Below are 24,833 nucleotides of genomic sequence, written 5' to 3'. Positions count from 1 at the left end.
AATCGAATGGATTTGGTACTCGACCTGCTCGCCACCGTATCCCGCTGGAGCCGTAGCAACCTGTCAGAAATCTCCCTGGCCCTTGTCGGCTGCTTGCTGGTGCTGTTCGGCGCCGACATCAAAGGCTGGATCGAAGCACGCCTGGGCAGCATCGCCGGCGCGCTGCGCGTGCCGTTGATGGCGTTGGTGTGCATGATCGGCAGCGGCGCGGCGTTGATCTACGCCACACCGTGGATTGTGCGGGGGTTGAGCCAGTTCAATAACTACAGTTTGGCGCCGGTGCTGGTGGTGGTGCTGGTGTTGATTGGTGTGGTCGCCGACCGCCGCTGATTTAAAGCCCAACACAAAACAAATGTGGGAGCTGGCTTGCCTGCGATGCAGACACCTCGGTATATCAGTGATATCCAGGTGATGCATCGCAGGCAAGCCAGCTCCCACATTTGATTGCATTTCAAGTCGAGAACGCGTTACGCCAGCTTCTCAAACTTCAAATCCCAAACCCCATGCCCCAAGCGCTCGCCGCGGCGCTCGAACTTGGTGATCGGACGCTCTGCCGGGCGCGGCACGCATTTGCCGTCTTCGGCCAGGTTGCGGTAGCCGGGGGCGACGTTCATCACTTCCAGCATATATTCCGCGTAGGGTTCCCAGTCGGTGGCCATGTGCAGGATGCCGCCCACCTTGAGCTTGCTGCGCACCAACTCCGCGAAGGAGGCCTGGACGATGCGGCGCTTGTGGTGGCGGGCTTTGTGCCATGGGTCGGGGAAGAACAGCATCAGGCGGTCGAGGCTGTTGTCGGCGATGCAGCGGTTGAGCACTTCGATCGCGTCGCAGTCGTAGACCCGCAGGTTGGTCAGGCCCTGCGTCAGCACGCCATTGAGCAGCGCGCCAACACCCGGGCGGTGCACTTCCACGCCGATAAAATCCTGTTCCGGCGAGGCCGCAGCCATTTCCAGCAGGGAGTGGCCCATGCCAAAACCGATTTCCAGGGAGCGCGGGGCCGAACGGCCGAACACCTGGTCATAATCCACCGGCGCATCGGCCAGGGGCAGGACGAACAGCGGCGTGCCCTGCTCCAGGCCCTTTTGCTGGCCTTCGGTCATGCGACCGGCGCGCATCACAAAACTCTTGATGCGGCGGTGCTTGGACTCGTCGCCTTCTTCCACGGTGTTCGGCGTTTCGTTTGATTCAGTCATCAATAGCTCTTACTTGATCAGACCATCCAGCGGCGAGGAGGCGCTGGCGTATAGTTTTTCGGCATGCGCCCGGCGAGGTAGGCCAGGCGGCCCGCGACGATGGCGTGGTGCATGGCTTCAGCCATCAGGATCGGCTGCTGGGCATGGGCGATGGCCGAGTTCATCAGCACCGCGTCGCAACCCAGCTCCATGGCGATGGTGGCGTCGGAGGCAGTGCCCACGCCCGCATCCACCAGCACCGGAATCCTGGCTTCTTCGAGGATGATCTGCAGGTTGTACGGGTTGCAGATCCCCAGGCCACTGCCGATCAGCCCGGCCAGCGGCATGACGGCGATGCAGCCGATTTCGGCCAACTGGCGGGCGATGATCGGGTCATCGCTGGTGTAGACCATCACGTCGAAGCCTTCCTTGACCAGTGTTTCTGCGGCCTTGAGGGTTTCGATCACGTTGGGGAACAGGGTTTTCTGGTCGGCCAGCACTTCCAGCTTCACCAGGTTGTGGCCGTCGAGCAGCTCACGTGCCAGGCGGCAGGTGCGCACGGCTTCGATGGCGTCGTAGCAACCGGCGGTGTTCGGCAAAAAGGTGTAGCGGTCCGGCGACAGCACTTCGAGCAGGTTCGGCTCGCCTTCGATCTGGCCGAGGTTGGTGCGGCGCACGGCGAAGGTCACGATCTCGGCACCCGAGGCTTCGATGGCCAGGCGGGTTTCTTCCAAGTCGCGGTACTTGCCGGTGCCGACCAGCAGACGGGACTGGTAGGTACGACCGGCCAGGACGAAGGGCTTGTCGCTACGAACGATGCTCATGGGAAATCCTCGTAATGGGGTGAGGTTCTGCAGAATCCGGGGTAGGCGACTAGCCGCCGCCGATGGCGTGGACCACTTCGACCTGGTCACCTTCGGTGAGGGCGGTTTCGGCGTGCAGGCTACGCGGGACGATATCCAGATTGAGTTCTACTGCGACACGACGCCCGGTCAAATCCAGACGGGTCAGCAGGGCCGCAACGGTTTCACCGTCGGGCAGTTCAAAGGATTCGCCGTTCAACTGAATGCGCATGCCACGGGCCGCCATCGTTTTTAGGGGCCCGCATTCTAGCCCGATTGGGGTTGTGGGCCCAAGCCCCCCGGTCAGATGGCCTGCAAGCGCCAGGCAGCCAGGCCGAGGAAAAACCAGCCGAGCAGAAACGCCAGCCCGCCAAACGGCGTGATGATGCCGAGTTTGCTGATACCGGTCATGGTCAGCACATACAGGCTGCCGGAGAACAGCACAATGCCGACGGTGAACGAGATGCCCGCCCAGGTAACCAACCGTCCAGGAATATGCGCCGCCAGCAACGCCACGCCGAACAGCGCCAGGGTGTGCACCAGTTGATAGGTCACGCCGGTATGAAAGATTGCCAGGTACTCGGCGCTCAGGCGGTTTTTCAGGCCGTGGGCGGCGAAGGCGCCGAGGGCGACACCGGTGAAGCCGAAAAACGCGGCCAGCATCAGAAAGCTACGCAGCATGAGGAACTCCAGTCAGACTCATCGGGCAGGGTCTGTATAATGGCCCGCTCAACGGGTTCGGCCAAGCCATCTCTATGCTGCGTCTCCTCTTCAAACGCTTTCTCCAGGTCGTGAAATGGTTTGCCATCGGCAGTGTGCTGCTGGTGCTGCTGTTTCGCGTCGTGCCGCCGCCGTTCACCGCGCTGATGGTGGAGCGCAAGGTCGAATCCTGGTTCGACGGCGAGCCAATTGACCTGCAACGCACCTGGGTGCCGTGGGATGAAATCTGCGACGACCTCAAAGTGGCCGTGATGGCCGGCGAAGACCAGCGCTTCCCGCAGCATTGGGGTTTTGACTTCGGCGCGATCCAGGCGGCGATCCTGCACAACGAGCGCGGGGGTTCGATTCGCGGCGCCAGTACATTGAGCCAGCAGGTATCGAAAAACCTGTTCCTGTGGGCCGGCCGCAGTTATTTGCGCAAAGGCCTGGAAGCCTGGTTTACCGGGTTGATCGAGGTGTTATGGCCCAAGCAGCGAATTCTTGAGGTATACCTCAACAGCGTGGAATGGGATGAAGGCGTGTTTGGCGCAGAGGCTGCGGCGCGGCACCACTTTGGGGTGAGTGCCAAGGGGCTGTCCCGGCAGCAGGCCAGCTATCTGGCGGCGGTGCTGCCTAACCCACGGGTGTGGAGTGCCAGCCATCCAACCGCCTATGTGGCGCGGCGGGCAGCGTGGATTCGCCAGCAGATGAGCCAGTTGGGTGGGGATGGTTACTTGGTCGAACTGAACAACTCTCGAAAAGCACCCTGGTCCGACTGACACACTGTGGGAGCTGGCTTGCCTGCGATGAGGCCGTTTCAGCCAGCGCCTCTGCAAACTGACACACCGCTATCGCAGGCAAGCCAGCTCCCACAGTTGAACGCGTTAAGCTTGAAATTTGTTGGCGCAAACAAAAATGCCCCGATCTCTCGATCAGGGCATTTTTTTGGTTTATCGCAGCGTTTTAGGCGGCGATCGACAACTTCAGCTTGTTCATCGCGCTTTTCTCAAGCTGACGAATCCGCTCGGCCGACACGTTGTACTTCTGCGCCAGGTCGTGCAGCGTGGCTTTTTCTTCCGCCAGCCAGCGCTGGTAGAGGATGTCACGGCTGCGGTCGTCCAGCACTTCCAGCGCTTCGTGCAGGTTGTGGTTGGAGTTGTCGCTCCAGTCGGCGTCTTCCAGTTGACGCGCCGGGTCGTACCGGTGGTCTTCCAGGTAGTTGGCCGGCGATTGGAAAGCGCTGTCGTCGTCCGCTTCAGCGGCCGGGTCGAAGGCCATGTCATGGCCGGTCAGGCGACTTTCCATCTCGCGCACTTCACGCGGCTCCACGCCGAGGCTTTCGGCCACGCGGTGGACTTCCTCGTTGTTCAGCCACGCCAGGCGTTTTTTCTGGCTGCGCAGGTTGAAGAACAGCTTGCGCTGGGCCTTGGTGGTCGCGACTTTCACGATGCGCCAGTTGCGCAGGATGAACTCGTGGATTTCCGCCTTGATCCAATGCACGGCAAACGACACCAGACGCACACCCATCTCAGGGTTGAAGCGCTTTACAGCCTTCATCAGGCCGACGTTGCCTTCCTGAATCAGGTCAGCCTGGGCCAAACCGTAGCCGCTATAGCTACGGGCGATATGTACGACAAAACGCAGGTGGGCGAGCACCATCTGCCGAGCCGCCCCCAAATCCTGCTCATAGTAGAGACTCTCGGCCAGTTCACGCTCCTGCTCGGGCGTCAGCAATGGAATGCTGTTGACCGTGTGCACATAGGCTTCCAGGTTCGCACCCGGGACCAAGGCATAAGCAGGTTGCAAAGAAGTGGTCATACGAAAAAACCTCCGACTCACATAACTCGTGCAGTTCAGCACTGCGAAAATTGACCGGGAACCGTAGGACAAGTTCCCTAAACCACTAATACGGTCAATACAAACGAAACCACATTACCGTGACATTAACTACTTCGGTGCCAGCTCGCGTAAATGCCGTGCGACCGCAATCCAAGCACCGATATACCCCAACAGGACTGCGCCAAGCAAGAGTGACAGACCATCGGCCACCGGCACGCCGGCCAGGGCGAAATCGCTGCCGTACAAACCGGCAAGCCCCACAACCGCGTCGTTCAGCCAGTCCAGGCCAAAAGCCAGCACTCCCCAGGACAAAATCCCGGCACCAAAGCCATACAACGCGCCCATGTACAGAAAAGGACGACGCACATAGCTGTCCGTGCCGCCGACCAGTTTAATCACTTCTATCTCGGTGCGACGGTTTTCAATATGAAGACGAATGGTATTACCTATCACCAAAAGTAATGCAGACACCAACAACACCGTCAGGCCGAACACAAAGCGGTCGCCCAGCTTGAGAATCGCGGCCAGGCGCTCTACCCAGACCAGATCAAGCTGTGCCTGCTGCACCTTGGGCATCTCTGCGAGTTTTTGTCGCAGGGCCTCAAGCGCCGGCTTATCGACTTCGTTAGGAGTGACCAGCACCACGCCCGGCAGCGGGTTCTGTGGCAGCTCTTTAAGCGCCTCGCCCAGGCCGGACTGCTGCTGGAACTCTTCCAGCGCCTGATCGCGGCTGATGTACTCGGCATCCGCCACGCCCGGCAGGTTCTTGATGTCGTCGCGCAGGGTCTCGCCGTCTTTGGCGCTGGCGTCGAGGTTCAGGTACAGGGAAATCTGCGCCGCACGCTGCCAGGAGCCACCCAGGCGCTCCACATTATTGAGCAGCAGCGACAAGCCCATCGGCAGGCTCAGGGCCACGGCCATCACCAGGCAGGTAAAAAAGCTGCCGATCGGCTGCTTGCCCAGGCGGCGCAGGCTGTCGAGCAGGCTGGCGCGATGGCTTTCGATCCACGCGCGCAGCAGGGTGCTGAAGTCCGGGCCGTCGTCATCGTGATCGTGTTTTTTCTTCTGCGGTTGCGGGTCGGCCGGTTTCGGCGCCACGCGCTCGGAGACTTTCGGGCTGCGGGTCGCACTCATACGCCGGCCTCCCCGTCGCCGATCAGGCGGCCGCGTTGCAGGGTCAGCATGCGGTGGCGCATACGGGCGATCAGCGCCAGGTCGTGGCTGGCGATCAGCACGCTGGTGCCCAGGCGATTAATGTCTTCGAATACGCCCATGATCTCGGCTGCCAGGCGCGGGTCAAGGTTACCGGTAGGTTCGTCCGCCAGCAGCAGGGCCGGGCGGTGGACGATGGCGCGGGCGATGCCGACGCGCTGTTGCTGGCCGGTGGACAGGTCACCGGGGTAGAGATCGGTTTTATCCGACAACGCCACGCGCTCCAGGGCCGAATCCACACGCTTGACGATCTCGGCCTTGGACAACCCGAGAATCTGCAACGGCAGCGCAATATTGTTGAACACCGTGCGATCGAACAGCAGTTGGTGGTTCTGGAACACCACGCCGATCTGGCGGCGCAGGAACGGAATCTGCGCATTGCTGATGGTGGCCAGGTCCTGGCCCGCCAGCAAAAGCTTGCCGGTGGTCGGGCGTTCCATGGCCAGCAGCAGGCGCAACAGGGTACTTTTGCCGGCCCCGGAGTGCCCGGTCACAAACAAGAACTCGCCACGACGCACTCGAAAGCTCAGCTCATGCAAGCCCACATGCCCGTTGGCGTAGCGTTTACCGACCTGTTCGAATCGAATCATGAACGCTCCCGCTCGGCAAACAGTGCCTGTACAAAGGGTTCGGCTTCAAAAGTGCGCAGGTCGTCGATGCCTTCACCGACGCCGATATAACGAATCGGCAACCCGAACTGTTTGGCCAGGGCGAAAATCACGCCGCCCTTGGCCGTGCCGTCGAGCTTAGTCAATGCCAGGCCGGTCAGTTGCACCGTCTGATTGAATTGTTTGGCCTGACTGATGGCGTTCTGCCCAGTACCCGCATCCAGTACCAGCAGCACTTCGTGCGGGGCGTCTGCGTCGAGCTTGCCGATCACCCGACGGACTTTCTTCAGCTCTTCCATCAGGTTGTCTTTGGTGTGCAGGCGACCGGCGGTGTCGGCGATCAGCACATCAATGTTACGGGCCTTGGCAGCTTGCACCGCGTCGAAGATCACCGAGGCGGAATCGGCACCGGTGTGCTGGGCGATCACCGGGATCTTGTTGCGCTCGCCCCACACTTGCAGTTGTTCCACGGCAGCGGCGCGGAAGGTGTCGCCGGCGGCGAGCATGACTTTCTTGCCTTCCGATTGCAGCTTCTTCGCCAACTTGCCGATGGTGGTGGTTTTGCCGGCGCCGTTGACGCCGACCACCAGGATCACGAACGGCTTGTTCGGAGTGATAACCAGCGGCGCTTCCACGGGCTTGAGCATGGCGGCCAGCTCGGCCTGCAAGGATTTGTACAGCGCATCGGCGTCGGTCAGCTGCTTGCGCGCAACCTTCTGGGTCAGGCTCTGGATGATCACGGCGGTGGCTTCAACGCCCACGTCAGCGGTCAACAGGCGTGTTTCGATGTCTTCCAGCAGCTCGTCATCGATCACCTTCTTGCCGAGGAACAGGCTGGCCATGCCCTCGCCGATACTGGCGCTGGTCTTGCTCAGGCCCTGCTTGAGGCGGGCGAAGAAACCGGTTTTGCCGGTTTCGGCAGGCTCTACGATGACCGCGGGAGCCGCAATCTCAACGGCAACCGGTACGGGCTCGATCGCAAGCGGTGCCGGCGCTTCGACAACCACCGGAATCGGCGGCGCCACGTGCTCGGCCTGTACATCTTCCACCAGCGCCACGGGTTCTTCGGCCACCGGCAGTTCCGGCCACGGCTTATGCTCGGGCTCAGGTCGCGGCGCGGCCTCGACGACCGGCTGCAATATCGGTTCCGCCATCGGCAACACCACCGGCGCCGGTGTTTCGGCAACCGGTTCGGCGTCTACCAGGGGTTCGGGGATCGGTTCAGCTTGAACCTGCGGCTGTTCGACGACGGTGTCCTGCGGTTTTTTGCGCAGCCATCCGAACAGGCCTTTCTTCTCGCCAGCCTCAGCTGGGGTCTTCTTGTCGTCGTTGGAACCAAACATGGAGACGGCTATCTCAAGGTAGCGACGCGCCAAGGGGCGCGTCGGTAAATAAAATTCGATGCGTAACAGACTGTTTTTTAGCCAGCTCGTTCATGCGCAACATTTTGTAAGGCCTAAATAGGGCCTTAACACGACTGCCGCAGTGGCCGTCCGTAAATCCGATCAGTATCCTAGCACCTCCTCGCCCGCCGACGCTAAGACCAAGCGGGCAGCCCAACAGGTTTAAAAACGAATGAATGCTCTAGCCCGCCGCGCCGCAGGCCTGCTGTTCAGCACAGTTTGTCTGCCTCTTTCAGCCTTGGCTGCCGATCCACAACCCACCCACGAATTCACCCTGGATAACGGCCTCAAGGTGGTCGTGCGCGAAGACCATCGCGCGCCGGTGGTGGTTTCCCAGGTCTGGTACAAGGTCGGTTCGAGCTACGAAACCCCGGGCCAGACCGGTTTGTCCCATGCCTTGGAGCACATGATGTTCAAGGGCAGCGCCAAGGTCGGCCCCGGCGAAGCCTCGCTGATCCTGCGCGACCTCGGCGCCGAAGAAAACGCCTTCACCAGCGACGACTACACCGCCTATTACCAAGTGCTGGCCCGCGACCGCCTGGGCGTGGCCTTCGAGCTGGAAGCCGACCGCATGGCCAGCCTGCGCCTGCCGGCCGATGAGTTCAGCCGCGAAATCGAGGTCATCAAGGAAGAGCGCCGCCTGCGCACCGACGACAACCCGATGTCCAAGGCCTACGAACGCTTCAAGGCCATGGCCTACCCGGCCAGCGGTTACCACACACCGACCATCGGCTGGATGGCCGACCTGGACCGCATGAAGGTCGAAGAGCTGCGCCACTGGTATCAGTCCTGGTACGTGCCGAACAACGCCACGCTGGTGGTGGTCGGCGATGTGACCCCGGACGAGGTGAAAACCCTGGCCCAGCGCTACTTCGGCCCGATCCCCAAGCGTGAAGTGCCGCCGGCCAAGATCCCGATGGAGCTGGCCGAACCCGGCGAGCGCTTGCTGACGATGCATGTGCAGACCCAATTGCCGAGCGTGATCCTGGGCTTCAACGTGCCCGGCCTGGCCACCGCTGAAGACAAGCGCTCGGTACAAGCCCTGCGCCTGATCTCGGCGCTGCTGGATGGCGGCTACAGTGCGCGGATTTCGGAACAGTTGGAGCGTGGCGAAGAGCTGGTTTCCGATGCTTCCACCAATTACGACGCCTACACCCGAGGTGACACGCTGTTCATGCTGACGGCCACACCCAACCAGCAGAAGAAAAAGACCATCGCCCAAGCCGAAGCCGGCCTGTGGCGCCTGCTGGACGAGTTGAAGGCCAAACCGCCGAGCGCCGAAGAACTGGAGCGTATCCGTGCCCAGGTCATTGCCGGCCTGGTCTACCAGCGCGACTCCATCACCAGCCAGGCCACGGCCATCGGCTCGCTGGAGACCGTGGGCCTGTCCTGGAAACTCATGGACAGCGAATTGGCTGACTTGCAAAGCGTGACCCCGGAAGATATCCAGAAGGCCGCACGTACCTATTTCACCCGCGAACGTCTGAGCGTCGCCCATGTTTTGCCTGAGGAGACCGCTCATGAGTGATCGCAAAAGCAGCCGCCTGATCTTCCCCGGCCTGGTCGTCGTTACCCTGATTGCGGCGAGTGCCGTGTATCTGCTGCGCCCGAGCGACTCCGTGGCCAGCCAGGCGCTGGAAAAGGCCCAATCGGCCAACAAACTGCAATCCCTGGCGGAGCTGGACGGCAAGGCGCCGACCAACCGCAAGCTCGACGTGCAAACCTGGACCACCGCCGAAGGCGCCAAGGTGCTGTTCGTCGAAGCCCACGAACTGCCGATGTTCGACGTGCGCATCCTGTTCGCCGCCGGCAGCAGCCAGGACGGCAACGTCCCGGGCCTGGCGCTGATGACCAACGCCATGCTCAACGAAGGCGTTCCGGGCAAGGATGTCAGCCAGATCGCCAGCGGTTTTGAGGGCCTGGGCGCCGACTTCGGCAATGGCGCTTATCGCGACATGGCGCTGGTGTCCCTGCGCAGCCTGAGCGCCAGCGATAAACGCGACGCGGCCCTGGCGCTGTTCGATGACGTGATCGGCAAGCCGACCTTCCCCGCCGACTCTCTGGCGCGGATCAAAAACCAGATCCTCGCGGGCTTTGAGTACCAGAAACAGAACCCCGGCAAACTGGCAAGCCTTGAGCTGTTCAAGCGCCTGTACGGCGACCACCCTTACGCGCACCCGAGCGAAGGCACGCCAGACAGCGTTCCGAAGATCACCCTCGCGCAGTTGCAGGCGTTCCACGCCAAGGCTTACGCGGCGGGCAATGCGGTGATTGCGGTGGTCGGCGATTTGACCCGCGCCGAGGCTGAAGCCATGACGGCCAAGGTCTCGGCGTCGCTGCCCAAGGGCCCGGCACTGGCGAAAATCGCCCAGCCGACCGAACCCAAGGCCGGCCTGAGCCATATCGAGTTCCCGTCCAAGCAGACGCACTTGCTGTTCGCCCAATTGGGCATCGACCGCGCCGACCCGGACTACGCAGCCTTGTCCCTGGGCAACCAGATCCTCGGCGGCGGTGGTTTCGGCACGCGATTGATGAGCGAAGTGCGCGAAAAACGCGGCCTGACCTACGGTGTGTACTCCGGCTTCTCGCCGATGCAGGTACGCGGCCCGTTCATGATCAACCTGCAAACCCGCGCCGAAATGAGCGGCGGCACCTTGCGTCTGGTCGAGGACGTACTGGCCGACTACCTCAAGACCGGCCCGACGCAAAAGGAGCTGGATGACGCCAAGCGCGAGCTGGCCGGCAGCTTCCCGCTCTCCACCGCGAGCAACGCGGATATCGTCGGGCAACTGGGCGCCATGGGTTTCTACAACCTGCCGCTGAGCTATCTTGAGGATTTCATGAAACAATCCCAGGCCCTGACCGTAGAGCAGGTCAAGGCTGCCTTGAACAAACACTTGAGCGCCGACAAGATGGTCATCGTGACCGCCGGCCCAACGATTGCGCAAAAGCCACTACCGCCCCCCACTGATAAACCCGCCGAGCAGCCGCTCGGGGTTCCGGAGCATTAATGGCCAGTTCATCTCGCCCGAAAAAACCTGTCCACAACGTGCATAACGGTGTGGGCCAACTGCGCATCATTGGTGGCGAATGGGGCAGCCGCAAGCTGAGCTTCCCCGACGTCGTCGGCCTGCGCCCCACGCCGGATCGCGTACGTGAAACCCTGTTCAACTGGCTGGCGCCGTATATCGGCGGGGCCAAGGTGCTGGACCCGTTTGCCGGCAGCGGCGCGTTGTTCCTCGAGGCGTTGTCCCGTGGCGCGGCCCAGGCCCAGGCACTGGATGCCAGCAATGTGGCGGTTTCCAGCCTCAAGGAACACCTCGGCACCCTGCGCTGCACTAACGGCCAGGTGCAGACCGCCGACGCGTTGCGCTACCTGGAAACCCAGGCGGCCAGTGAATACGACGTAGTGTTCCTCGACCCGCCGTTCAACCAGAACCTGCTGCCAACCGTGTGCACCTTGCTCGAGGAGCGCCAGTGGCTGGCACCGGACGCATGGATCTACACTGAAAGCGAGACCGCACCGTCGACCCTCGGCCTGCCGGGCGCCTGGCGCCTGCATCGGGAGCAGAAGTCCGGTCGAGTGTATTACGCGTTGTGGCACCGTTTGGTCGAAAGCGCTGCTTAAACCTCTGCCCGCCTGGCCTCTGTGCCAAACGGGCTTTTATGGCAAAAGGGCTTGTTGTGGCAAACAGGCTTGCTGTGGCGAGCGGGCTTGCCCGCGTTGGGCTGCGTAGCAGCCCCATCAAGACCACCTCAGTGTGTCAGGCATACCGAGTCGCCTGGCTTTGGGGCTGCTTCGCACCCCAACGCGGGCAAGCCCGCTCGCCACAAGCCACAATAAGCACGCTCGCCACAGTCAGGTAACTCATCACCGAGATCTTCATGATCCCTTCCTCCGACCTGTTCACCCCCGCCTTCGGCCTCGGCAACCCCCACTTGCAAACGCTGTGGGGCCCGCTATGGCGCCCCACCACCCATATCGAACGCCAACGCGAACGCCTGTGGCTGGAAGACGGCGACTTTCTCGACCTCGACTGGCATGGCCCGCATGACGCGCAAGCCCCGTTGGTGCTGGTGTTGCACGGGCTGACCGGTTCCTCCAACTCGCCCTACGTGGCCGGCCTGCAAAAAGCCCTCGCCGCCCAAGGCTGGGCCAGTGCAGCGCTGAACTGGCGTGGCTGCTCGGGCGAACCGAACCTGTTGGCGCGCAGTTATCACTCGGGGGCCAGCGAAGACTTGGCCGCAGCGATTGCCCATCTAAAGGCCAAACGACCGTTGGCGCCGTTGTACGCGGTGGGTTATTCGTTGGGCGGCAATGTGCTGCTCAAGCACCTGGGCGAAACCGGCCAAGCATCAGGGCTACAAGGCGCCGCGGCAGTCTCGGTGCCGTTTCGGCTGGATCAATGTGCTGATCGCATCGGGTTGGGCTTTTCGCGGGTTTATCAAAAGCACTTTATGCGCGAGATGGTGGCGTATATCCGCGTCAAACAGAGCCGTTTTGTGCAGGACGGTCGCGCTGAAGGGCTAAAAACCCTGGAATCACTGGGCTCTCTGGAAAAAATGCGCACGTTCTGGGACTTCGACGGGCGGGTGACCGCACCGCTGCACGGTTTTCTCAGTGCCGAGGACTATTACCGTCGCGCCTCAAGCCGTTATTACTTGGGTGATATCCGTACGCCAACCCTGATTATCCAGGCCGCCGATGACCCGTTCGTGTTCGCCCACAGCCTGCCTGAGGCGAGTGAACTGTCGACATGCACCGAGTTTGAGTTGCTGGCCAAGGGCGGGCATGTGGGGTTTGTCGACGGGTCGCTGAAACGCCCCGGTTACTACCTGGAGCGTCGAATCCCGCAATGGCTGCTGGCACAACGCGGTTAAACAGGTGGGAGCTGGCTTGCCTGCGATAGCGGTGGCACATTCAACACCGCTATCGCAGGCATGCCAGCTCCCACATTTTGATCGGGTTTACACGGCCGATAAATCAGTCGCCGGTAGCAATTGCCCGCGCCGGGTCGGTAATCCACTCGCTCCACGACCCCGCATACAGCTTGCCCAGCGGGTAACCGGCCAGGCTCAAGGCGAACAGGTTATGGCAGGCCGTCACGCCCGAACCGCAATACGCCACCAGCTCATCCGGCGAGCGCCCCTGCAATTGGGCGGCGAAACGCTGCTTGAGCTGGTCGGCCGGCAAGAAGCGGCCGTCACTGCCAAGGTTTTCATTAAACGCCGCGCACTGCGCGCCGGGAATGTGCCCGGCGACCGGGTCAATCGGCTCCACCTCGCCGCGAAAACGTGCTTGGGCGCGAGCATCGATCAGGGTCAGGCCAGGTTGGCCCAGGCGCTTTTGCAGGTGTTCGGCGTCCAGCACCAGGCGATTGTCGGGCGCACCGGCAAAGGTGCCGGGCTCAATCACCGGCGCATCCAGGCTCAGCGGGAAACCAGCCGCGTGCCAGGCCTTGAGGCCACCGTCCAGAATAAACACGCCATCGCGCTTGCCCAGCCAGGCCAGCAACCACCAGGCACGGGCGGCGTAGGCGCCGGGGCCGTCGTCATACAGCACAACATCGGTGTCGGCGCTCACGCCCCAGGCCCGCAGCTGCTCGGCGAAGGTATTCGCCGCCGGCAACGGATGACGCCCGGTCACGCCCTTGGTCACCGGACCACTGAGATGGCGCTCCAGGTCGGCATATTGCGCACCTTCGATATGTCCTTCGGCGTAACTGCAAAGCCCGTAGTCCGGGTCTTCCAGGGCAAAACGGCAATCGAGGATCACCAGCCCGGCCAACTTCTGGCGCTCGGCCAATTGCTGGGGGCTGATCAGTTGGGCAAGCGGCATGACGGACTCCTGTGAACAGATTCGGGAAAGGTCCTACTTCACTTCTTCCAGTGCCTGATTCAACGGCACGTAAAACTCTTTGAACAACGCGTCCACCGCGTCTTTCGCCTGGGGCGTGACAAACCCCGCCTCCAGCACCAACACCTGGTACACCCCGCGCTTGATGGCTTCGGCGCTCAAATGCGCGGAATTTTCATTGGTGGTGCACAAGAACCGCACCCAGGAGGTGAGGATGATCCAGGCGTTGAGGGTCAGCGCTTCGGTTTGTACCGGGTTCATATTGAGAATGCCGGCATCGACAAACCCTTGGTAAATGGCGTTGCCCTGGATCAGGCAGCGCTGGGAAAACCGCCGATAGCCGGTGGCCAGTTCCGGATCGCTTTCCAGTAGGTGTTCAAGGTCGCGGTGCAGGAAACGGTAGCGCCACATGCCGGCCAGCACGGCCTGCAGGTAGAAACGCTTGTCTTCGACGGTCACGGCTCGGCCTTGGGGCGGGCGCAGAAAGCTGTCCACCAGGGCTTCGTATTCGCGAAACAGCACGGCGATGATCGCCTGCTTGTTGGGGAAGTGGTAGTACAGGTTGCCCGGCGAAATTTCCATATGGGCGGCAATATGGTTGGTGCTCACACTGCGCTCGCCCTGCTGGTTAAAAAGCTCCAGGCTGGTTTGCACAATGCGCTCGCTGGTCTTTACTCGTGGTGCCATAGGGGATCAGCTTCTAAACACGTGATGGGGCATCTTACGACCTATCCTTGCCATGATAAATCTGGATGTTGCTGCAATGACATTTGACAATTTAGAGTAATGACTCTAAAAATCCACGCAGACCTATAACAATCGGGAACTGCGCCATGTCTGCCAACGTTGCCTACCTGCAAGATTCCCAGGCGCTGGATCAACTCCAGGACCTGTTCGACGCCCAACGCCGCGCCTACGCCGCCAACCCGATGCCGCCGGCCGCGCAACGCCAGCAATGGCTCAAGGCGCTGCGGGACTTGCTCAGCGACGAACGCCAAGCGCTGATCGGCGCCATCAGCCAGGACTTCAGCCACCGCAGCGCCGACGAAACCCTGTTCGCCGAGCTGATGCCCAGCCTGCACGGCATTCACTACGCCAGCAAACACCTTAAGAGCTGGATGAAACCTTCCCGCCGTGCTGTAGGCATTGCCTTCCAACCGGCCTCGGCCAAAGTGATTTACCAGCCGCTGGGTGTGGTCGGGGTGATCGTGCCCTGGAACTACCCGCTGTACCTGGCTATCGGCCCATTGGTCGGGGCGTTGGCCGCCGGTAACCGGGTGATGCTCAAGCTCAGTGAATCCACGCCCGCCACGGGTGAATTGCTCAAGACGCTGCTGGCGAAGATTTTCCCCGAGGACCTGGTGTGCGTGGTGCTCGGTGAGGCTGAGGTGGGCATGGCGTTTTCCAGGCTGCGCTTCGATCACCTGCTGTTTACCGGCGCCACCAGCATCGGCAAGCACGTGATGCGTGCCGCCGCCGAACACCTTACGCCGGTGACCCTGGAGCTGGGCGGCAAGTCGCCGGCCATCGTTTCCGCCGACGTACCGCTCAAGGACGCCGCCGAACGCATCGCCTTCGGCAAAGCCCTGAACGCCGGGCAAACCTGCGTAGCGCCGGACTACGTGCTGGTGCCGGAAGACCGCGTCGAGGGTTTCGTCGACGCCTACACGCAGGCAATTCGCGGGTTCTATCCGACCTTGAATGACAACCCGGACTACACCGCCATCATCAACGAGCGGCAGTTGGCCAGGCTGAATGCCTACATCAAGGACGCCACAGAAAAGGGCGCGACCCTGATCCCGCTGTACGACCAGGGCCAGGCACGGCGCATGGCCCACAGCCTGCTGCTGAATGTCAGCGACGAAATGACCGTGATGCAGGATGAAATCTTCGGCCCGCTGCTGCCGATCGTGCCGTATCGCGGTCTTGACCAAGCGTTCGCCTACATCAACCAGCGCCCTCGCCCACTGGCCCTGTATTACTTCGGCTACAACAAGGGCGAACAGTATCGCGTACTCCACGAAACTCACTCGGGCGGCGTGTGCCTGAACGACACCCTGCTGCATGTGGCCCAGGACGACCTGCCCTTTGGCGGCATCGGCCCGTCCGGCATGGGCCACTACCACGGCCACGAAGGGTTTCTCACGTTCAGCAAAGCCAAGGGTGTGCTGGTGAAACAGCGCCTGAACGCGGCGAAATTGATCTACCCGCCTTACGGCAAAGCCATCCAGAAACTGATCCAGAAGCTGTTTGTCCGCTGATACCGCCACCCACGGGATAACAATAACAATGAACCCCAGCCTTACGGATTCACCCGCGCTGTCGCGGCGCGGCGTGTTGAAAATCGGCCTGTGCGCCAGCGCCTTCCTGGCCACGGCCGGCCTCGGCGCCAGCCTCAGCGGTTGCTCCAGCAGCACCCCGGCGAGCGGCTTTGCCATGCTGCGCAGCAGTGATTTGCCGTTCCTGCGCGCCGTCATTCCGGTGTTGCTGGAAGGGGTAGCCAGTACCCAGGAAGTGGTCAGCGGGATTGAAGACACCCTGAAAAAACTCGACTACAGCCTGCAGCATCTGTCGCCGGAGATGTTCAAGCTAACCCAGCAACTGTTCGACGTATTGGGCATGGGCATCACCCGTGGCCCGTTGACCGGGATCTGGGGCAGTTGGGAAAACGCCAGCGCGGAGCAGGTCCGCAACTTCCTGCAGCGCTGGGAAAACAGCTACTTGAATCTGCTGCGCATGGGCCAGGGCTCGCTGCTCAAACTGGTGATCATGGCCTGGTACTTCCGGCCGCAGTCCTGGGCCCATTGCGGCTATCCCGGCCCGCCAAAAATCTAGACTTGATAACCCCATCAAATGTGGGAGCTGGCTTGCCTGCGATAGCGGTGGATCAGCCATAAATGCACTGGCAGACAGACCGCCATCGCAGGCAAGCCAGCTCCCACATGGACCGCAACTTCGTACAAAAATAAGAGTGCATTTCTATGCCCGTACCCGATCTGTTCCGCGATGGCCTGGCCCGTGGCTGGAAAACCCACAATGGCGCCGCCCTCGACCATGACCTGACCCTGGAAGCCGACGTGGCGATCATCGGCAGCGGCGCCGGTGGCGGCACCACCGCCGAAATCCTCAGCGCCGCCGGCTACAAGGTGTTGTTGATCGAAGAAGGCCCGCTCAAGACCAGCAGCGACTTCAAGCTGCTCGAAGACGAAGCCTACGCCAGCCTGTACCAGGAAGGCATCGGCCGCATGAGCAAGGACGGCGCGATCACCATCCTGCAAGGTCGTGCGGTGGGCGGCACCACGCTGATCAACTGGACCTCGAGTTTTCGCACGCCCGACGCGACCCTTTCCCACTGGGCCAGCGAATATGCAGTGAAGGGCCACAGCAGCGCCGAAATGGCGCCGTGGTTCGAAAAAATGGAGCAACGCCTGGGGATCGCGCCCTGGGCCCTGCCGCCCAACGCCAACAATGATGTGATCCGTAAAGGCTGCGAAAAACTCGGCTACAGCTGGCATGTGATCCCACGCAATGTGCGCGGCTGCTTCAACCTGGGGTATTGCGGCATGGGCTGCCCGGTCAACGCCAAGCAGTCGATGCTGGTAACCACCATCCCGTCCACCCTGGAGCAAGGCGGCGAGCTGCTGTACCTGGCCCGCGCCGAACGGCTGGTGTACAGCGGCGACCACATCAGCAGCCTGGAATGTGTGGCCATGGATGAACGCTGCGTGGCACCGACGGGGCGCAAGGTCACGGTCAAGGCCAGGCATTACGTGCTGGCGGGCGGCGGTATCAATAGCCCGGCGCTGCTGATGCGCTCGAACGCCCCGGACCCACACTCGCGCCTGGGCAAGCGTACCTTTTTGCACCTGGTGAATTTCTCCGCCGGGCTGTTCGACGAGGTGATCAACCCGTTCTACGGCGCGCCGCAGTCGATTTATTCGGACCACTTCCAATGGCAGGACGGCACCACCGGCAAAATGTCTTACAAGCTCGAAGCACCGCCCTTACACCCAGGATTGGCCAGCACCTTGTTCGGCGGTTACGGCACGCAAAACGCCCTGGACATGAGCCGCTTGCCCAATACCCACGCGATGCTGGCCCTGTTGCGGGACGGCTTCCACCCCGACAGCCCGGGCGGGACGGTGGACTTGCGCGGGGACGGCACGCCGGTGCTCGACTACCCAGTGTCGCCTTACGCCTGGGACGGCCTGCGTCGCGCCTTCCACAGCATGGCCGAGATCCAGTTCGCGGCGGGCGCCAAGTCGGTGAAGCCGCTGCATCACGATGCGCGGTTCGTGAACAGCCTGGCCGAGGCGCGCAGCCTGATTGACGGTTTGAGCCTGGAACTGCATCGCACCACGCTGGGCAGCGCCCATGTGATGGGCGGTTGCGCGATGGGTGAAGAGCCGAAAAACGCGGTGGCCGACAGCCTCGGTCGCCACCACCAGTTGCGTAACTTGTCGATCCACGATGGCTCGTTATTCCCCACCAGCATTGGGGCTAACCCGCAATTGTCGGTGTACGGTTTAACGGCGCAACTGGCAACGGCATTGGCCGAACGTCTGAAAACGGCGTGAAAAAACACGCTATTCGTGCTGTCTATAGTGCTTTCTTCTGCATAAGTTGACTTGGCCGACCGGGATGGCTGCGATACCATCCGGTTCCCCAACGGACTCCGCCAGGACGACGCGATGAACCGAGTGTTGTACCCAGGTACCTTCGACCCGATTACCAAAGGCCATGGCGATCTGGTCGAACGTGCCTCACGCTTGTTCGACCATGTGATCATCGCGGTCGCGGCCAGCCCCAAGAAAAACCCGCTGTTTCCCCTGGAACAGCGCGTGGAGCTGGCGCGTGAGGTCACCAAGCACCTGCCCAACGTGGAAGTGGTGGGCTTTTCGACACTGCTGGCGCACTTCGCCAAAGAGCAGAACGCCAATGTGTTCCTGCGCGGCCTGCGTGCGGTGTCGGACTTCGAATATGAATTCCAGCTGGCCAACATGAACCGCCAACTGGCGCCGGACGTGGAAAGCCTGTTCCTCACGCCGTCGGAACGTTATTCGTTCATTTCCTCGACGTTGGTCCGTGAAATCGCCGCATTGGGCGGGGATATCACCAAGTTCGTGCACCCGGCCGTGGCAGACGCGCTGACGCTGCGCTTCAAAAAGTAACTCTCAGTAGCGAGCGGGCTGTCGTGACAAGCGGGCGTGTCGTGACGAGCGGGCTTGTGTGGCGAGCGGGCTTGCCCGCGTTGGGCTGCGCAGCGGCCCTTAACAAGGCCACCGTTTTTTTAACTGAAACTACGCGGCGGCTGTATTGGGGCCGCTTCGCAGCCCAACGCGGGCAAGCCCGCTCGCCACATAAGCCCGCTCGCCACAACCACAACTACAGTCCCAACCACAACAAGCCCGCTCGCCACAGGTCAGACCTGCTCGCACTGCGGGCGCCAATGCGGCACAATTGCGCGCATTCGTTTTCAGATGCCCTGGCTGACAGCCCTGGCAGGAGTTTCCATGTCCCTGATCATCACCGACGATTGCATCAACTGCGACGTCTGCGAACCCGAGTGCCCGAACGCTGCGATTTCCCAGGGCGAAGAGATCTATGTGATCGACCCCAACCTGTGCACCCAATGTGTCGGTCACTACGACGAGCCTCAGTGCCAGCAAGTGTGCCCGGTGGATTGCATTCCGCTGGATGAAGCCCATCCGGAGACTGAAGAGCAGTTGATGGATAAATACCGGAAGATTACCGGTAAGGCTTGAGGTTTCGCGGCGCCTGTAAGGGCCTCATCGCAGGCAAGCCAGCTCCCACACTTGAATGTATTCACACATCCAAATGTGGGAGCTGGCTTGCCTGCGATGGCAATATCAGCCATCACCCAGCAATCAGCTCTGGCACTTGGGGCAAAACACACTCGCCCGCTGCCCCAGCACCACATTGCGTAACTCGCTCCCACAGACCTTGCACGCCTCGCCTCCCCGGCCATAGACGAACAGTTCCTGCTGGAAATACCCCGGCTGCCCATCGCCGCCGATAAAGTCGCGCAACGTGGTGCCGCCGCGTTCGATGGCGGCTGCCAGGATGCGCTTGATCTCGATGGCCAGCTTCAGGTAACGCCCACGGGAAATCCCCTTGGCTTCCCGGCGCGGATCAATCCCCGCCGCAAACAGCGCTTCCGTCGCATAGATATTGCCCACCCCCACCACCACCGCGTTGTCCATGATGAACGGCTTGACCGCCATCGAACGGCCACGGGACAGTTGGAACAAACGCTCGCCATCAAACAGATCGGTCAACGGCTCCGGCCCCAGACGAAGCAGCAGCTCGTGGTTGTGCGGGTCCTGGCTCCAGAGCATCGCGCCAAAACGCCGAGGGTCGGTGTAACGCAGGGCCAGGCCCGACTCAAGCTCGATATCCACATGCTCATGCTTGGCCGCCGGCATGCCGACTTCCACCAGGCGCAGGTTGCCCGACATGCCCAAGTGGCTGATCAACGTGCCCACTTCGGCATTGATCAGCAGGTACTTGGCCCGCCGCTCCACCAGCACGATGCGCTGCCCCGACAGGCGCACATCCAGGTCTTCCGGGATCGGCCAGCGCAGGCGGCGCTCACGCACCACCACGCGGCTGACGCGCTGGCCTTCGAGGTGCGGCGCGATGCCACGCCGGGTGGTTTCGACTTCTGGTAACTCGGGCATGTGTACCTCTCAGTGCGCGCCCAGCTCGCGGATCGACAACTTCAGGCTTTCAAAGTCGTAGTCCGACAGGCCCACGTAGTCCAGCACCAGATGGCCGATCGCATTCCACTCATGGTCGACCGCCTGGTTGCCCAGCACCCGATAGGACGAGCAGATGTGCTCGGCCATTTTCAGGATCGCCAGCAGGTTTTTCAGTTGGGAATTGCGCGACGTCTCATCGCTGAAAATCGCCAGGGCATTGTGGTGGTTGGCGATGGCGTCGGTCACATGCTCCGGCAGGCGCCAAGACTTCGCAGTGTAGTAGCCGACCACCGCATGGTTGGTGTTGAACGCGTTGTTTTCGGTGTCGACCACCCGGCAGTCGGGGCCGGCGTTGGCGTAGGCCTGCTCCAGCACGGCCATGTAGTTGGGGAACCGCTTGAGCATCAGCGGCACGCCGCAATCGTGGAACAGCCCCAGGGCATAGGCCTCGTCCACCGCCTGGGCGCCGGTACGCTTGGCCAGGGTCAGGCAGGTCATGGCCACGTCCTGGGCGGTGTCCCAGAAGCGGTTGAGGGTGACGATGGTGTCATCGCTCATCTCGCCTTTGATCGACAGGGCGTTGATCAGGTTGATGATCGAACGGCTGCCCAGCAGGTTCACCGCGCGCTGGATCGAGGCGATTTTGTTGCTCAGCCCGTAATACGACGAGTTGACGATCTTCAGCAATGCGCCGGACAGCCCCGGGTCCTGGGAGATCAGCCGTGCGATCACTTCCAGGTCCGGGTCGGGCATGTATTGCTCCATCTGCAAATCCACCATGATTTGCGGCTGGGGCGGCACGCTGATGCCCTGCAGGGCCTGTTGGATCTGTTCGGCGGAAAGCTCTTGGGACATAAGTACATACTCTGGGCTAGGCGGGGATTCTAACCTCTAAGCAAACTCGACCGACACCCAAATGCCCGATTGAAATCGGACTAAATGTGGGAGCTGGCTTGCCTGCGATAGGATCACCGCCGTACGTCAGATACACCGCGCCGACTGCATCGCAGGCAAGCCAGCTCCCACATGAACCGGTGCGCAAAGGGTATACTCCCGCTCTTTTTCCGGAGCGACGTCATGTCCCTGCCAAGCCTGCGTCTCAAAGCCAACGCCGATCGTCGTTTGCGCAACGGCCACCTGTGGGTCTACAGCAACGAAATCGACGTGGCCGCCACCCCACTTCACGGCTTCCAGGCAGGCGACCAGGCCATCCTCGAAGCGGCCGGCGGCAAGACTTTGGGCATCGTGGCCATGAGCCCGAACAACCTGATCTGCGCGCGCCTGCTGTCGCGTGACATCAAGTTGCCGCTGGACAAGTCGCTGCTGGTGCATCGCCTGAACGTCGCCCTGTCGCTGCGTGATCGCCTGTTCGACAAGCCGTTCTACCGCCTGGTCTACGGCGATTCCGACCTGTTGCCGGGCCTGGTAGTCGACCGTTTCGGCGACATCCTGGTGGTGCAGATCGCTTCGGCGACCATGGAAGCCCATAAGGAAGACGTGATCGCCGCGCTGACCCAAGTGCTCAAGCCGAGTGGCATTCTGTTCAAGAACGACTCTGCCGCACGTGACGCCGAGGGCCTCAACCGCTACGTCGAAACCGTGTTCGGCCTGGTGCCGGAGTGGGTCGCGCTGGAAGAAAACGGTGTGAAATTCGAAGCCCCGGTGATCCAGGGCCAGAAAACCGGCTGGTTCTACGACCACCGCATGAACCGTGCGCGCCTGGCCCCGTATGCCAAAGGCAAGCGCGTGCTGGACCTGTACAGCTACATCGGCGGCTGGGGCGTGCAAGCTGCGGCCTTCGGCGCCAGTGAAGTGTTCTGCGTCGACGCCTCGGCCTTCGCCCTTGACGGCGTAGAGCGCAACGCCGCGCTGAACGGTTTTGCCGAGAAGATGACCTGCATCGAAGGCGACGTGTTTGAAGCCCTCAAAGAGCTTAAAGCCAGCGAAGAACGCTTCGACGTGATCGTCGCCGACCCACCGGCCTTCATCAAACGCAAAAAAGACATGAAAAACGGCGAAGGCGCCTACCGCCGCCTGAACGAGCAAGCCATGCGCCTGCTCAGCAAGGACGGCATCCTGGTCAGCGCCTCGTGCTCCATGCACCTGCCGGAAGACGACCTGCAAAACATCCTGCTGACCAGCGCCCGCCACCTGGACCGCAACATCCAGATGCTCGAACGCGGCGGCCAAGGCCCGGACCATCCGGTGCACCCGGCAATTGCCGAGACGCGCTACATCAAGAGCATTACCTGTCGGTTGCTGCCGAACAGCTAAGTAACATGCCGATCAAAGGTGGGAGCTGGCAAGCCAGCTCCCACCTTTTTTGTGTTGTGTCAGAACGATTGTTCCTACCGCCACAAACCACCACACATCCCGTAAGCGCTGTCTCCACGCTTACGGCCATTCCCTCCAGCCGCCAGCGGTGTAGAATCGGCCCTATTCATCGCCAGTCATCCCCCGGCGGGTTTATGAGCTCAAGGCCACTGCGCACGGCGATCCCGTAACGTTTGCGGCAACTTCCGGACACCAGGGCCATTTTTCGGGTGTTCCAGACGTCAATAGAAGCTCACTCCCTTTTGATACCGATTAGCCGCCCGGAGTGCTCCATGCCAGATTACCGCTCGAAAACATCCACCCACGGCCGCAACATGGCCGGCGCGCGCGCACTGTGGCGTGCCACGGGGATGAAAGATGACGACTTCAAAAAGCCGATCATCGCGATTGCCAACTCGTTTACCCAGTTCGTACCGGGCCACGTCCACCTCAAGGACCTGGGCCAACTGGTCGCCCGCGAAATCGAACGCGCTGGCGGCGTGGCCAAGGAATTCAACACCATCGCCGTGGATGACGGCATCGCCATGGGCCATGACGGCATGCTGTATTCCCTGCCGAGCCGCGAGATCATCGCTGACTCCGTGGAATACATGGTCAATGCCCACTGCGCCGACGCCATTGTGTGCATCTCGAACTGCGACAAGATCACCCCCGGCATGCTGATGGCCGCGCTGCGCCTGAACATCCCGGTGATCTTCGTGTCCGGCGGCCCGATGGAAGCCGGCAAGACCAAGCTCGCCTCCCACGGCCTCGACCTGGTGGATGCCATGGTCATCGCCGCCGATTCCAGCGCCTCTGACGAGAAGGTTGCGGAATACGAGCGCAGCGCCTGCCCTACCTGCGGTTCGTGCTCCGGCATGTTCACCGCCAACTCGATGAACTGCCTGGTCGAAGCCCTGGGCCTGGCCTTGCCGGGCAACGGTTCGACCCTGGCCACCCACAGCGACCGCGAACAGCTGTTCCTGCAGGCTGGCCGTACCATCGTCGAGCTGTGCAAGCGTTACTACACCGAGAACGATGAGTCGGTGTTGCCGCGCAATATCGCCAACTTCAAGGCGTTCGAAAACGCCATGACCCTGGATATCGCCATGGGCGGTTCCACCAACACCATCCTGCACTTGCTGGCCGCGGCCCAGGAAGCCGAGATCGATTTCGACCTGCGCGACATCGACCGTCTGTCCCGCCACGTGCCGCAACTGTGCAAAGTCGCGCCGAACATCCAGAAGTACCACATGGAAGACGTGCACCGCGCCGGCGGGATCTTCTCGATCTTAGGCTCGCTGGCCCGTGGCGGCCTGCTGCACACCGACCTGCCGACCGTGCACAGCAAATCCATCGCCGAAGGCATCGCCAAGTGGGACATCACCCAGACTGACGACGAAGCCGTGCACACCTTTTTCAAGGCCGGCCCGGCGGGCATCCCGACCCAGACCGCGTTCAGCCAGTCGACCCGTTGGGACACCCTCGACGACGACCGTGAAAACGGCTGCATCCGCAGCGTCGAGCACGCCTACTCGCAAGAAGGCGGCCTGGCCGTGCTGTACGGCAACATCGCCCTCGACGGCTGCGTGGTGAAAACCGCCGGTGTGGATGAGTCGATCCACGTCTTCGAAGGTCGCGCCAAGATCTACGAAAGCCAGGACAGCTCGGTCCGCGGCATCCTCGCCGACGAAGTGAAAGAAGGCGATATCGTGATCATCCGCTACGAAGGCCCGAAAGGCGGCCCGGGTATGCAGGAGATGCTCTACCCCACGTCCTACCTGAAGTCCAAGGGCCTGGGCAAAGCCTGCGCCCTGCTGACCGACGGCCGTTTCTCCGGCGGCACCTCGGGCCTGTCCATCGGCCACGCTTCGCCTGAAGCCGCTGCCGGTGGCGCCATCGGCCTGGTGCAGGACGGCGACAAGGTGCTGATCGACATTCCGAACCGCTCGATCAACCTGTTGATCAGCGATGAAGAGCTGGCTGCGCGCCGGGTCGAGCAGGACAAGAAAGGTTGGAAGCCGGTGGAGAAGCGTCCGCGCAAGGTCACGACCGCGCTCAAAGCCTATGCCCTGCTGGCCACCAGCGCCGACAAGGGTGCCGTGCGTAACAAGGCGATGCTCGACGGCCTGTAAGCCTCGCGCATAAAAATGCCCCGCCCTGTGC

General features: G+C 61.8%; 24 protein-coding genes and 1 pseudogene. 13 read left to right on the top strand and 12 right to left on the bottom strand.

What is annotated here, in order from left to right; all coding sequences use genetic code 11:
- Positions 1 to 6: 6 nt before the first annotated feature.
- Positions 7 to 330 carry a DUF3392 domain-containing protein gene (locus LRS56_28280; protein ID WDU62576.1) on the top strand — a complete coding sequence of 108 codons (324 nt, stop codon included), beginning with the start codon at positions 7 to 9 and terminating at the stop codon, positions 328 to 330.
- Positions 331 to 467: 137 nt separating this feature from the next.
- Here the strand turns inward: LRS56_28280 and trmB are convergent, their stop codons facing one another.
- The 4 genes and pseudogenes from trmB to LRS56_28260 all read right to left on the bottom strand — a co-directional run bounded on the left by trmB (position 468) and on the right by LRS56_28260 (position 2,695).
- Positions 468 to 1,193: a tRNA (guanosine(46)-N7)-methyltransferase TrmB gene (gene trmB / locus LRS56_28275; protein ID WDU62575.1), complete on the bottom strand. Its 726-nt coding sequence runs from the start codon at positions 1,191 to 1,193 to the stop codon at positions 468 to 470.
- Positions 1,194 to 1,202: 9 nt separating this feature from the next.
- Positions 1,203 to 1,996, bottom strand: a pseudogene (locus tag LRS56_28270) (thiazole synthase).
- Positions 1,997 to 2,045: 49 nt separating this feature from the next.
- Positions 2,046 to 2,246: a sulfur carrier protein ThiS gene (gene thiS / locus LRS56_28265; GenBank protein WDU62574.1), complete on the bottom strand. Its 201-nt coding sequence runs from the start codon at positions 2,244 to 2,246 to the stop codon at positions 2,046 to 2,048.
- 71 nt (positions 2,247 to 2,317) lie between these two features.
- Positions 2,318 to 2,695, bottom strand: coding sequence for a DUF423 domain-containing protein (locus LRS56_28260; GenBank protein WDU62573.1), 378 nt, complete (start codon positions 2,693 to 2,695; stop codon positions 2,318 to 2,320).
- 74 nt (positions 2,696 to 2,769) lie between these two features.
- On the opposite strand from LRS56_28260, the gene mtgA reads away from it, so the two are divergent.
- On the top strand, positions 2,770 to 3,492 hold the full coding sequence (gene mtgA / locus LRS56_28255; GenBank protein ID WDU62572.1) for a monofunctional biosynthetic peptidoglycan transglycosylase: 723 nt from the start codon (positions 2,770 to 2,772) through the stop codon (positions 3,490 to 3,492).
- A gap of 184 nt (positions 3,493 to 3,676) precedes the next feature.
- Here mtgA and rpoH read toward each other — a convergent pair whose 3' ends face one another.
- The 4 genes from rpoH to ftsY form a co-directional block, all read right to left on the bottom strand.
- Positions 3,677 to 4,531, bottom strand: coding sequence for an RNA polymerase sigma factor RpoH (rpoH, locus tag LRS56_28250; GenBank protein WDU62571.1), 855 nt, complete (start codon positions 4,529 to 4,531; stop codon positions 3,677 to 3,679).
- A 129-nt stretch (positions 4,532 to 4,660) separates the two neighbouring features.
- Positions 4,661 to 5,686, bottom strand: a complete 1,026-nt coding sequence (ftsX, locus tag LRS56_28245; GenBank protein WDU62570.1) for a permease-like cell division protein FtsX — start codon at positions 5,684 to 5,686, stop codon at positions 4,661 to 4,663.
- Entirely contained in the window at positions 5,683 to 6,354 is a 672-nt protein-coding gene (ftsE, locus tag LRS56_28240; GenBank protein ID WDU62569.1) for a cell division ATP-binding protein FtsE, read from the bottom strand. The genes ftsX and ftsE overlap by 4 nt, the downstream gene beginning before the upstream one ends.
- Positions 6,351 to 7,715, bottom strand: a complete 1,365-nt coding sequence (gene ftsY, locus LRS56_28235; protein ID WDU62568.1) for a signal recognition particle-docking protein FtsY — start codon at positions 7,713 to 7,715, stop codon at positions 6,351 to 6,353. The genes ftsE and ftsY overlap by 4 nt, the downstream gene beginning before the upstream one ends.
- Positions 7,716 to 7,947: 232 nt before the next feature.
- Here ftsY and LRS56_28230 point away from each other — a divergent pair, with 232 nt between their 5' ends.
- The 4 genes from LRS56_28230 (at position 7,948) to LRS56_28215 (ending at position 12,656) form a co-directional block, all read left to right on the top strand.
- Entirely contained in the window at positions 7,948 to 9,303 is a 1,356-nt protein-coding gene (locus tag LRS56_28230) for a pitrilysin family protein (GenBank protein WDU62567.1), read from the top strand.
- Entirely contained in the window at positions 9,296 to 10,786 is a 1,491-nt protein-coding gene (locus LRS56_28225; GenBank protein ID WDU62566.1) for a pitrilysin family protein, read from the top strand. The genes LRS56_28230 and LRS56_28225 overlap by 8 nt, the downstream gene beginning before the upstream one ends.
- Positions 10,786 to 11,403, top strand: a complete 618-nt coding sequence (rsmD, locus tag LRS56_28220; protein WDU62565.1) for a 16S rRNA (guanine(966)-N(2))-methyltransferase RsmD — start codon at positions 10,786 to 10,788, stop codon at positions 11,401 to 11,403. Before LRS56_28225 ends, rsmD begins: the two co-directional genes overlap by 1 nt.
- A 257-nt stretch (positions 11,404 to 11,660) precedes the next feature.
- Positions 11,661 to 12,656, top strand: coding sequence for a hydrolase (locus tag LRS56_28215; GenBank protein WDU62564.1), 996 nt, complete (start codon positions 11,661 to 11,663; stop codon positions 12,654 to 12,656).
- Positions 12,657 to 12,759: 103 nt separating this feature from the next.
- Here the strand turns inward: LRS56_28215 and LRS56_28210 are convergent, their stop codons facing one another.
- A complete protein-coding gene (locus LRS56_28210) occupies positions 12,760 to 13,614 on the bottom strand; it encodes a sulfurtransferase (protein ID WDU62563.1) in 855 nt (284 codons plus the stop codon).
- Positions 13,615 to 13,647: 33 nt separating this feature from the next.
- Entirely contained in the window at positions 13,648 to 14,319 is a 672-nt protein-coding gene (locus LRS56_28205) for a TetR/AcrR family transcriptional regulator (GenBank protein ID WDU62562.1), read from the bottom strand.
- A gap of 146 nt (positions 14,320 to 14,465) precedes the next feature.
- Here LRS56_28205 and LRS56_28200 point away from each other — a divergent pair, with 146 nt between their 5' ends.
- From LRS56_28200 to LRS56_28180, 5 genes are all read left to right on the top strand, one after another.
- The gene (locus LRS56_28200; GenBank protein WDU62561.1) at positions 14,466 to 15,893 is read left to right on the top strand and encodes a coniferyl aldehyde dehydrogenase; all 1,428 of its coding nucleotides are present in this window, start codon (positions 14,466 to 14,468) and stop codon (positions 15,891 to 15,893) included.
- A gap of 28 nt (positions 15,894 to 15,921) precedes the next feature.
- A complete protein-coding gene (locus LRS56_28195) occupies positions 15,922 to 16,467 on the top strand; it encodes a twin-arginine translocation pathway signal protein (protein WDU62560.1) in 546 nt (181 codons plus the stop codon).
- Between the two features lie 146 nt (positions 16,468 to 16,613).
- The gene (locus tag LRS56_28190) at positions 16,614 to 18,209 is read left to right on the top strand and encodes a GMC family oxidoreductase (protein ID WDU62559.1); all 1,596 of its coding nucleotides are present in this window, start codon (positions 16,614 to 16,616) and stop codon (positions 18,207 to 18,209) included.
- A 114-nt stretch (positions 18,210 to 18,323) separates the two neighbouring features.
- Positions 18,324 to 18,803: a pantetheine-phosphate adenylyltransferase gene (coaD, locus tag LRS56_28185; GenBank protein WDU62558.1), complete on the top strand. Its 480-nt coding sequence runs from the start codon at positions 18,324 to 18,326 to the stop codon at positions 18,801 to 18,803.
- A gap of 342 nt (positions 18,804 to 19,145) precedes the next feature.
- On the top strand, positions 19,146 to 19,397 hold the full coding sequence (locus LRS56_28180; protein ID WDU62557.1) for a YfhL family 4Fe-4S dicluster ferredoxin: 252 nt from the start codon (positions 19,146 to 19,148) through the stop codon (positions 19,395 to 19,397).
- A gap of 123 nt (positions 19,398 to 19,520) precedes the next feature.
- Here LRS56_28180 and mutM read toward each other — a convergent pair whose 3' ends face one another.
- A complete protein-coding gene (gene mutM / locus LRS56_28175; protein ID WDU62556.1) occupies positions 19,521 to 20,333 on the bottom strand; it encodes a bifunctional DNA-formamidopyrimidine glycosylase/DNA-(apurinic or apyrimidinic site) lyase in 813 nt (270 codons plus the stop codon).
- 9 nt (positions 20,334 to 20,342) lie between these two features.
- Positions 20,343 to 21,155: an HDOD domain-containing protein gene (locus tag LRS56_28170; GenBank protein WDU65827.1), complete on the bottom strand. Its 813-nt coding sequence runs from the start codon at positions 21,153 to 21,155 to the stop codon at positions 20,343 to 20,345.
- 276 nt (positions 21,156 to 21,431) lie between these two features.
- Here LRS56_28170 and LRS56_28165 point away from each other — a divergent pair, with 276 nt between their 5' ends.
- The gene (locus LRS56_28165; GenBank protein ID WDU62555.1) at positions 21,432 to 22,628 is read left to right on the top strand and encodes a class I SAM-dependent rRNA methyltransferase; all 1,197 of its coding nucleotides are present in this window, start codon (positions 21,432 to 21,434) and stop codon (positions 22,626 to 22,628) included.
- A 332-nt stretch (positions 22,629 to 22,960) separates the two neighbouring features.
- Positions 22,961 to 24,802 (top strand): dihydroxy-acid dehydratase, encoded by a 1,842-nt coding sequence (gene ilvD / locus LRS56_28160; GenBank protein WDU62554.1) that lies wholly within the window; start codon positions 22,961 to 22,963, stop codon positions 24,800 to 24,802.
- Positions 24,803 to 24,833 lie beyond the last annotated feature (31 nt).

Source organism: Pseudomonas poae (assembly GCA_028869255.1).
GTDB classification, from domain to species: Bacteria; Pseudomonadota; Gammaproteobacteria; order Pseudomonadales; family Pseudomonadaceae; genus Aquipseudomonas; species Aquipseudomonas poae_C.
Note: the sequence above shows the minus strand (reverse complement) of the source record. Positions and strands in the feature narration are given on the sequence as shown.